This window comes from Streptomyces griseorubiginosus (assembly GCF_017614965.1).
GTDB classification, from domain to species: Bacteria; Actinomycetota; Actinomycetes; order Streptomycetales; family Streptomycetaceae; genus Streptomyces; species Streptomyces griseorubiginosus_B.
On sequence record NZ_WVUG01000341.1, the window covers coordinates 1 to 9,052 of the forward strand.

A 9,052-nucleotide genomic window follows, 5' to 3' on the forward strand; every position below is an offset into this window, starting at 1 on the left:
CGCCCGGCCCCGTCGCGGCCCGCGCGCTCCCCGGAGGCACGGACCGGCCTCGAACTGGAGGCACCCGGCCGGCCCGTGGCCGAGCTGCCGGCGGGCGGAACGCGTCGTCCGGTCGCCGAGCTGACCGCGGGTGGCGGCACGGCCGCGCTGCCCGCCATACCGGCGCAGCGGCAGGAGTCCGCCATGGCGGCGGGCGCGACGGGCGGCGAGCCGCGGCAGGCCTCGCTGCGCACGTCCAAGGAGCAGAGCCAGCGCAAGATCGCCGCGGCGAGCGAGCTGCTGTACCGGTACGCGGCCCGGCAGACCTCCATACCGCAGTCCGCGGTCATGTCACCGACGCCCATGGCGGAGCAGACGGCGGTCATGCCCTCGCTGGCCATGACACCGCAGTCGACCGTCATGTCGCCGACGGCCACGGGGCCGCAGGCGACCCTCATGTCCCCGACAGCCACGGGGCCGCAGGCGACCCTCATGTCCCCGACAGCCACGGGGCCGCAGGCGACCCTCATGTCCCCGACAGCCACGGGGCCGCAGGCGACCCTCATGTCCCCGACAGCCACGACGTCCGAGACGGCCGTCATGCCCTCGATGACCATGACACCGCAGGCTGCCATGCCCTCGACGGCCATGGCAGCGCCGCAGGCGGCTCTTGCGCCGGCGCCCTGGTCGGAGCAGGCGAGCCGGGCGACCGAGGAGGCCTGGCGGCTGCAGCAGCCGTCCGTGCTCGACACGGGCGTGCCGGCGAGCGAACCGTGGGGCCTGCAGCGGTCGGCCGTCCCCGACATGGGTCCGTCCATCATCGACACGGGGGCGCAGCAGCAGTTGACCGCCCTGGACACCGGCACGCAGTGGAGCTTCCAGCAGCCCACCGTCGAGGCGGCCCCGCAGCAGCCGTCCGTCATGGACACGGGTGGATGGAGCCTGCCCGCCGCGGTCGACTCGAGCCTGCCCGTGTCGGACCAGTGGCGCCGGCTCCAGGAGCCGTCGGTCCTCGACACCGGGGTGCCCGAGGCGCCCGCCGAACCGCCGGTCGGCACCAAGGCGGACCGGGCCGTGTCCTTCGCCCGGGCGCAGATCGGCAGGCCGTGCCTGTGGGGTGCGGTCGGACCGGAGTCGTACGACAACGCCGGCCTCACCCAGGCCGCCTGGCGGGCCGCCGGGGTCGCGCTGCCGCGGTCCACGCACGAGCAGGCGAGCACCGGCACGGTGGTCCCGCTCGCCGAGAGCCGTCCCGGTGACCTGATCTTCTTCAACGACAACTTCAGCCACGTCGGCCTCTACACCGGCAACGGTCTGATGATCCACGCCCCCGGACCGGGCGCCGTGATCCGCGAGGAGTCGGTCCACTACGCCGGAGAGGCCGCGATCCGCATAGCGGTGCGCCCCGCCTAGCTGCACACGCTCCACCGAAGAGGCCGTCCACGAACCGTGGGCGGCCTGTTCGGCGTTCGGCTGGAGGCGCAACCCCGACGACACCGGTCACATGCGGCTTGTGCAGCCGGAGACGGAGCGGGGAGGAGCCTGAGCTCATCGGACCCCTGCGGGCCGCCGGTCCCCCGCTCCGGCGGCCCGCACGGGCTCCGGGCCTCGGAGAGCACCGGCTGTCCCCCACCGAACCGCCGGGTCTCCCCGCCGCGGCCGCTGGTGCGCCGTTGTGCTGGAGTACATCCGTGAACGTCCTTGTTGCTCCGTTGCAGTCTGAGGCAGGCTGGACGTCGCCGGTATGGGTACAACTGCGTACGCGGCGCACGAGCGGAGTGGGAACGTGGCACAGGTGTCGGTCGGGGCGCAGGAACGCATGCTGTCGGTGGCGGTCGCGGCACTGCACGAACGGGAGCCCGAGCGGCTGTGGCCGATGCTCGCCGACGCCCTGCCCGGCCTGTGCGGCGGTGAGAGTCTGATCTACAAGCTGGACGAGTGGAACGAGTCCGGGGGCACGGTCGGCATGCCGTCCGCCGTCGCCGCCGAGTTCGCGGTGCTCGGCGACGAGGCCGTGGGCCTGCTGCGGGAGGGCTACCCTTTCGCGTCCCTGTACTCCTCCGGCCCCGACCGCACCCCGCTGACCGCGCGCCGGGCGGCGGGCCGGGCCTGGTCGTCGAGCCCCACCGCGGAGCTGATCGGCGACCTCATGGCCGCCGACCACGTCCTGGCGATCCCGCTGCCCGGATCCACGGCCCCGGTCACCGGATGCATGGTCTACCGCTCCGGTACGGACTTCACCGACGACCATCTCCGGCTGGCGGCCCAGCTCCAGCCGCTGCTGGCCGCCGTGGAGCAGCAGCGGCAACTCCTGGAACGCCACCGGCGTTCGACCGCCCCCTCGGCGGCCCAGGACTGCGGGCTGACGCCCCGTGAGACGGCGGTCCTCGTGCTGCTGGCGGACGCGCTGACCGCGGCCGCGATCGGCCGGCGGCTCGGCATATCGGATCGCACGGTGCACAAGCACGTCGAGAAGATCTACCGCAAACTGGGCACACGCGACCGCATCAGTACGGTGCTGCGGGCCCAGCGGCTCGGACTGGTCCCCGCGCCCGCCGTGCCACGGGACACGAACGCCTGGAGCCAGTCATGAAACCGAACCGCTCCATCCCCTCCGCGACGGTCATCCCCGTCCTGATCTATCCCGACGTGCGGGCCGCCGTCGCCTGGCTCGGCGCGGCCTTCGGGTTCACCGAACGGGTGCGCATCGGCGAGGACCACCGCTCCCAACTCGCCTTCGGCGACGGGGCGGTGATCATCGGGGACGTCCGGCACGACCGCCGTCCGCCGCGCCCCGGCGAGGTCACGCACTCGGTGACGGTCCGGGTGGAGGACGCCCGGGCGCACTGCGAGCGGGCTCGCGCGCACGGCGCCCGGATCCTCATGGAGCCGACCGACTTCGAGTACGGCGAGCGCCAGTACACCGCCGAGGATCCGGCCGGCCACCAGTGGACGTTCTCCGAGACGCTGGCGGACGTGGCCCCGGAGGAGTGGGGCGGTACGTCCGTGTCCTGACCGGTGCGCTCAGCCCGTGGGGTCGGGCTGGGGCCGGCGTGTCCGCATCGCCTCGTCCTTGAGCGCCCAGGTGTCCGCCACGGGGCCCAGGTGTCCGAGCTTGTCCGGGTTGACGACCCCACGGATCGTCTGGATCCGTCCTCCGACGATGTCCAGCGCCAAGGTGCTCACGACCCTGCCGTCCCGGTCGCGGAAGAGCGCGCCCGGCTGGCCGTTCACCTGGTGCGGCTCGGCCACGACACCCGTGGCGACGCACATCGAGACGAACGAGGAGATCAGCCGGGCCACGTTGTCCGGGCCGCGCACGGCGTTGGCCAGCGCGGGCGCCTTGCCGCCGCCGTCACCGACCAGCTGGACGTCGGCGGCGAGCAGGTCCCGCAGTCCGTCGACGTCGCCCTCCCGGAAGGCGCCGAAGAACCGCTCGGCGAGTTCCTCCCGCTCCTTGCGGTCGGCCTCGAAGCGCGGCCGGCCCGCGTCCATGTGCCGGCGCGCCCGCACCGCGAGCTGCCGGCACGCCGCCTCGGACCGGTCGACGGCCGAGGCGATCTCCGGGAAGCCGAAGCCGAACACCTCCCGCAGCACGAAGACCGCGCGCTCCAGCGGGGAGAGCCGTTCGAGCAGCAGCAGCGCCGCCATCGACAGGGAGTCGGACAGCTCCGCCGAGCGCTCCGGGTCCTCGTAGGGGTCGGTGAGCAGCGGCTCGGGGAACCAGGGGCCGACGTACTCCTCGCGCCGGACCCGGGCCGAGCGCAGGACGTCGACGGAGATCCGGGTGACCACGGCCGAGAGATACGCCTTGGTCGACCTCGGCAGGGTCGAGGTGCGCTCCCAGCGCAGCCAGGTCTCCTGGACGGCGTCCTCCGCCTCGCTGACGCTGCCGAGGATGCGGTAGGCGATCGCGAAGAGCAGCGGCCGCAGCTCCTCGAACTCCTCCGTGCGACTCACGCCAGCTCCTCCTTGAATCCCTGGCGCCACGACGGGTGGCGCGGCTCCCAGCCCAGTTCACGTTTGGCCTTGGCGTTGGAGAAGCCGCGGCCCTCCAGCATCATGATCACCGGCAGGTCTCCCGCCAATAGCCGCGCCAGCCACTTCGGCACCCGCATCGGCGGCTTGGCGCCCGCGACGGCGGCGAGGTGGGGCAGCCATTCCGCGGCCGGGGCCGGTTCGTCGTCGACGATGCAGTACACGCCCTTCGCGTGCTGTTCGACGGCCAGGACGGTGGCGTACGCGGCGTCGTCGAGATGGATCCACGAGCTGTGTCCGGTGCCGGGCCCGACCAGCGGGAACTTCCGCTTGCGGACCAGCTCGACCTGGTCGTCGATGGCACCCGGCCCGTAGAACGCGCCGTAGCGCAGGACCGCGCCGCCGGCCCGCACGACCACGTCCTCGAGGTGGTTGACGGCCTCGATCATCGGGCGCAGCACCGTGCCCGTCATCGGATCGAGCGGATCGTCCTCGGTCTTGATCCAGCCGCCCTCGCGGATGCCGTTGAAGCTGCCGAAGCTCTGGGCGACGAAGGTGGACACGCCGGTCGCCTCGGCGGCGGCCAGCAGATGGTCCGTGCCCTCGGTGCGCAGCCGGTTGGTGGCGGCGAAGAACCGGTCGAAGTGCTTCATGTCGGGTTCGCCGGTGCCGAGCCCTGTCATCTGGTGCACGATCGCGTCCGGCCGTGCCGTGGCCACCGCCTCGCCGACGGAGGCCGCGTCCAGGCCGTCCATCACGACGCCGTCCGCGCCGAGGTCCGCCAGCAGCCCCAGCTTGGCCGCGCTGGTCGTCGTAGCCGTCACCTGGTGGCCCCTGGCGACCAGCTGCGGAATCAGCCGCCGTCCCAGGACCCCCGTCCCGCCTGCCACGAACACCCGCACAACGATCACCTTCCCGTTCCCGGAATTGTCTCTGCCCTGTGGACGAGACAGCCCCCCGTGTCTGTGACATGGGGGGCGGGAAAATCCTGACGGGGTCGTCTCAGACGGGGCCGGGTCCCATGCCGCCCTGGAGGCGCTCCAGGTCGGAGGGGCGGACCTGGATGACGACGACCGCGATCAGGGCCGCTACCACGGCGAAGATCGCCGCGACGACGAACGCGGCGGAGATCCCGTGCGTGAGGACCTGGTCGGACCAGGGGCCCGGGAGCTGTCCGGTGCGCCGGAAGCGCAGTCGCTCCGCCGGGGTCGCCTGGGCGAGGAAGAGCGGGATCTGCTGGTGGGCCTCGTTGGTGCTGGCCGTGCCGAACGTGGTGACCAGGATGGACAGTCCGAGCGAACCGCCCACCTGCTGGGTGGCGTTGAGGAGCCCGGAGGCGGCGCCGGTCTCCTGGACGGAGACGTTGGACAGCGCCATCAGGGTCAGCGACACGAACTCCATGCCCATGCCCAGGCTGAAGACGAGGATCGGGCCGAGGATGCTGCCGGCGTAGGTGGAGTGAACGTCGGTCAGCGTCAGCCAGGCCAGACCGCCCGCCGCCAGGAGGGCGCCCACCACGAGGAACGGTTTGGGGCCGAACCGGGGCAGGAACCGCGAGGCGAGCCCGGCGCCGACCGCGATGACGGCGCTGACCGGCAGGAAGGCGAGCCCCGCCCGCAGTGGGCTGAAGTTCAGCACGTCCTGCACGAAGAGGGTCAGGAAGAAGAACATGCCGAAGATCGCGGCGGCGAGGCTGAGCATCATGCCGTACGAGCCGGCTCTGTTGCGGTCCGCGAACATGTGCAGCGGTGTGATCGGCTGGACGGAACCCCGCTCTATGAGGATGAACGCGGCCAGGACGACGACGGCCCCCGCGAACGAGGCCAGCGTCAGCGCGTCCCGCCAGCCCTCCTGCGCGGCCCGGATGAAGCCGTAGACGAGCAGCACCATGCCCAGGGTCGAGGTCAGCGCGCCGACGATGTCGAAGTGGCCGGGGTGGCGTTCGGACTCCCTGATCCAGCGGGGCGCGGCGAGGGCGATGAGGACGCCGATGGGGACGTTGACGAAGAGCACCCAGCGCCAGTTCAGCCACTCGACGATCATGCCGCCGGCCAGCAGTCCGATGGCGCCGCCGCCGGCGGAGACGGCGGCGAAGACGCCGAAGGCCCGGTTGCGTTCCGGGCCCTCCGGGAAGGTGGTGCTGACCAGGGAGAGCGCGGTCGGTGAGGCGATCGCGCCGCCGACGCCCTGCAGGGCGCGGGCGGCGAGCAGTTCGCCGGAGTTCTGGGCGAGTCCGCCCAGCAGGGAGGCGACGGCGAACAGCAGCACGCCGACGATGAACATGCGCCGTCTGCCGAGGATGTCGCCGGTGCGGCCGCCGAGCAGCAGCAGCCCGCCGAAGGTCAGCGTGTAGGCGTTGACCACCCAGGACAGGCTGGTCGTGGAGAAGTCCAGCGCGCTCTGGATGTGCGGCAGCGCGATGTTCACGATGGTGATGTCGAGGACCACCATCAGCTGGCAGGACGCGATGACCAGAAGCGCCATACCGTTTCCGCCACCACCCGGTGCTCGGGAGGTGGCCTGTGCTGCGGAGGTCGGCTGCGGGCTGCTGCTCATGGTGAAGTGCTCTCAGTGAACGATGCCGTCCACTGTCCGACCGTACGCCCGTGCCGCGACCGTCACCACTCGATCGGCGACACCGCGGTCACCGGGTTTTGTGGGTCATCGCGAACTCGTCGGCCTCCGGGAGGTCGAAGGCGCCGTGGTCGCTGCCGAGGCCCTGCGCCACCAGGGCCGCCGCCGCGTTGCCGAGTACGGCGGCCTCCTTCGGGGTGCGGTCGAGACTGACGCCGCGCAGGAAACCGGCCGAGAAGGCGTCGCCGCAGCCGGTGGTGTCGACGACCTCGACGTCGAAGGCGGGGGCCGCCTCGGTGCCCTCGGCCGTGACCAGGAGCGCGCCCTCGCCGCCGCGGGTGACGGCCACGAGACCGGTGCCGCCCGCGAGGAACTTCCCGGCGCCCGTGACGAGGTCCCGCTCCTCGCTGAAGCCGAGGACCTGGTCCTCGTTGGGCAGCAGGTAGTCGATGTACGGGAGGATCGGCTCGATCTGGTCGAAGGTGCCCAGTTCGCCCGGCGCGAGGAGGTCGACGGAGGTGACGACGTCGTGCTCCTTGGCGTGCGCCAGGATCCGCGCGGCGACCTCGGCGCCGATCAACTCCGGTCCGCCCAGGTGCAGATGCGTCGCCTCGGCCAGCGCGTCCCAGGGGACGTCGTCGAGGCCGTAGGTGATGTTGGCGCCGAGCAGATGGAGGGTGGGGCGGTCGCCGTTCGGGCGGATGGGCAGGACGGTGGCCGAGGTGGAGGTGTCGATCCGGCGGACGACAAGGCCGGTGTCGATTCCCGCCCGCTCCAGCAGCTGCAGGAGCAGGTCGCCGGTCGGGTCGGTGCCGATCGCGCCGGCGGTGCGGACCTCGGCGCCCAGCTTGGCGAGGGTCAGGGCGGTGCCGGCCGCCGTCCCGGCGGCGGTCATCCTGATGTCCTCGACGAGGGTGGCGCCCTGGCCCTCGGGTATCGCCTCAACCGGCCGTACCAGCACGTCCAGTACGTGCACGCCCATCGTGACGACCTTCATCGCTTCTCCTCCTGCGCGGGTGGTACGGGGTGGGTGGTGCCGTAGTCACGGGCGATCGCGGCCTCGATGACCGCGAGTTGCCGCTGTTCGTCGAGGACGCGAGGGGTGCCGAGCGCGGCGGCGTGCTGGTAGACGCCGCAGGCCCACTCCAGCAGCAGCGCGTGCTCGACGGCCTTGTCGAGCGTGGTCGCGTGGGTGACCGCACCGTGGTTGGCCATCAGGGCGGCGCTGCGGCCCTCCAGTGCGGCGATCACCGACTCGGCGAGTTCGGGGGTGCCGAAGGTGGCGTACGGCGCGACCCGGACGCTACCGCCCAGCGTGAGCAACTGGTAGTGAATGCAGGGGAGTTCGTCGAGGACGAGGGAGAGCGCGGTGGCCATCGGGGCGTGGGTGTGGACGACCGCTCCGGTGCCGTAGCGGCGGTAGACACCGAGATGCAGGTCCAGTTCCGAGGTCGGCGCCAGCGTCCCGGACACGAGCGTGCCGTCCAGGTCGACCACGCTCACCTGGTCCGGGGTCAGTTCGGCGAGCACCGCGCCGGTGGCGGTGATGGCGACCCGGTCCTCGACGCGCACGCTGACGTTCCCGGCCGTACCGATGAGCAGGCCCTCGGCCCCCAGACGCCGGCAGGCCTCGGCCACGGCGGCCCGCTGCGGCCCCAGCGCCGAGCTTGAGTCGGTCATGGGCGCGACCGTAGTCTAAACGTGAAACAATGTCACGTTCACGTTCGGAGGTTCCTTCGTGGGAGAGCCGACCGCGGATCCCGGCGGGGCCCTCCCCCTGCGCCGGACCCCGCAACAGGCGCGCAGCAGGGCCCGCTTGGCGCGGGTGCTGGAGACGGCCGAGCACATCCTGATCCGCGACGGGGTCGAGGCGCTGACCACGACCCGGGTGGCCGCGGCGGCACGGGTGTCGGTCGGCTCGCTGTACCAGTACCTGCCCGACCGGGACGCGATCATCGACGCCCTGGCGGCCGGGTACTTCGCCAAGCTGGAGGCCGCCATGGACGGTTTCGCCGAGGCGGCGGCGACCGAGCGGTGGGCGGACCCGGTCGGCATGCTCGTGGACGCCTACGCCGCGATCTACCGCAGTGAACACGGCTTCCGGGCCCTGTGGTTCGGCAGCGGCCTGACCGAACGGACCCGGGCCGCCGACCGCGAGCACAAGCGCCGGATGGCCGACGGGATCCGCCGCGTCCTGCTCGCCCTCGACCTCGCCGGGGACGACGAGGCCCTCGCCCGCGCCTGCCACGCCTCGGTCCTGGCCGCGGACGCGCTGGCCCAGGAGGCCTTCCGGCGCGACGCACGGGGGGACGAGCGGCTGCTGGAGGAGGCGAAGGTGATGCTGCGGGGGTACCTCACGGCCGTGACGGCGCGCTACCGGCCGTAGGTGTGCCGTGCCCCGGATGCCCGGCGCGCCCCCAGGGGGCGGACGACGCTCGGCCCCGCCCCGGCCGCCCCTTCCTGCCGTGACCCTGGGTAACTCGGAACGTCACGTAGGGTCGAGTGGGGGCTGAAGATCAAC

Annotated in this window: 9 protein-coding genes; 4 read left to right on the forward strand and 5 right to left on the reverse strand. The window is 72.4% G+C overall.

Annotated features, from left to right (window positions below):
- Positions 1–183: 183 nt before the first annotated feature.
- The 3 genes from GRC12_RS37940 (at position 184) to GRC12_RS37950 (ending at position 2,994) form a co-directional block, all read left to right on the forward strand.
- Complete coding sequence (locus GRC12_RS37940) at positions 184–1,392, forward strand: C40 family peptidase (protein WP_244374395.1); 1,209 nt, start codon at positions 184–186, stop codon at positions 1,390–1,392.
- Between the two features lie 406 nt (positions 1,393–1,798).
- Positions 1,799–2,572, forward strand: a complete 774-nt coding sequence (locus GRC12_RS37945) for a helix-turn-helix transcriptional regulator (RefSeq protein ID WP_208784822.1) — start codon at positions 1,799–1,801, stop codon at positions 2,570–2,572.
- A complete protein-coding gene (locus GRC12_RS37950; protein ID WP_208784810.1) occupies positions 2,569–2,994 on the forward strand; it encodes a VOC family protein in 426 nt (141 codons plus the stop codon). Before GRC12_RS37945 ends, GRC12_RS37950 begins: the two co-directional genes overlap by 4 nt.
- Before the next feature lie 9 nt (positions 2,995–3,003).
- Here the strand turns inward: GRC12_RS37950 and GRC12_RS37955 are convergent, their stop codons facing one another.
- The 5 genes from GRC12_RS37955 to GRC12_RS37975 all read right to left on the reverse strand — a co-directional run bounded on the left by GRC12_RS37955 (position 3,004) and on the right by GRC12_RS37975 (position 8,211).
- Positions 3,004–3,939: an RNA polymerase sigma-70 factor gene (locus tag GRC12_RS37955; protein ID WP_208784811.1), complete on the reverse strand. Its 936-nt coding sequence runs from the start codon at positions 3,937–3,939 to the stop codon at positions 3,004–3,006.
- Complete coding sequence (locus tag GRC12_RS37960; RefSeq protein ID WP_208784813.1) at positions 3,936–4,868, reverse strand: NAD-dependent epimerase/dehydratase family protein; 933 nt, start codon at positions 4,866–4,868, stop codon at positions 3,936–3,938. Before GRC12_RS37960 ends, GRC12_RS37955 begins: the two co-directional genes overlap by 4 nt.
- A gap of 91 nt (positions 4,869–4,959) precedes the next feature.
- The gene (locus GRC12_RS37965) at positions 4,960–6,513 is read right to left on the reverse strand and encodes an MFS transporter (protein ID WP_208784815.1); all 1,554 of its coding nucleotides are present in this window, start codon (positions 6,511–6,513) and stop codon (positions 4,960–4,962) included.
- 88 nt (positions 6,514–6,601) lie between these two features.
- On the reverse strand, positions 6,602–7,528 hold the full coding sequence (locus GRC12_RS37970; protein ID WP_208784816.1) for a carbohydrate kinase family protein: 927 nt from the start codon (positions 7,526–7,528) through the stop codon (positions 6,602–6,604).
- Positions 7,525–8,211 (reverse strand): class II aldolase/adducin family protein, encoded by a 687-nt coding sequence (locus tag GRC12_RS37975; RefSeq protein ID WP_208784817.1) that lies wholly within the window; start codon positions 8,209–8,211, stop codon positions 7,525–7,527. The genes GRC12_RS37970 and GRC12_RS37975 overlap by 4 nt, the downstream gene beginning before the upstream one ends.
- 58 nt (positions 8,212–8,269) lie before the next feature.
- On the opposite strand from GRC12_RS37975, the gene GRC12_RS37980 reads away from it, so the two are divergent.
- Positions 8,270–8,917: a TetR family transcriptional regulator gene (locus GRC12_RS37980; protein WP_208784818.1), complete on the forward strand. Its 648-nt coding sequence runs from the start codon at positions 8,270–8,272 to the stop codon at positions 8,915–8,917.
- Positions 8,918–9,052: the final 135 nt, after the last annotated feature.

Coding starts and splice junctions, on each gene's coding strand:
- GRC12_RS37940 (WP_244374395.1), top strand. CDS start 184: ATGGCGGCGGGCGCGACGGGCGGCGAGCCGCGGCAGGCCTCGCTGCGC.
- GRC12_RS37975 (WP_208784817.1), bottom strand. CDS start 8,211: ATGACCGACTCAAGCTCGGCGCTGGGGCCGCAGCGGGCCGCCGTGGCC.
- GRC12_RS37970 (WP_208784816.1), bottom strand. CDS start 7,528: ATGAAGGTCGTCACGATGGGCGTGCACGTACTGGACGTGCTGGTACGG.
- GRC12_RS37945 (WP_208784822.1), top strand. CDS start 1,799: ATGCTGTCGGTGGCGGTCGCGGCACTGCACGAACGGGAGCCCGAGCGG.
- GRC12_RS37965 (WP_208784815.1), bottom strand. CDS start 6,513: ATGAGCAGCAGCCCGCAGCCGACCTCCGCAGCACAGGCCACCTCCCGA.
- GRC12_RS37950 (WP_208784810.1), top strand. CDS start 2,569: ATGAAACCGAACCGCTCCATCCCCTCCGCGACGGTCATCCCCGTCCTG.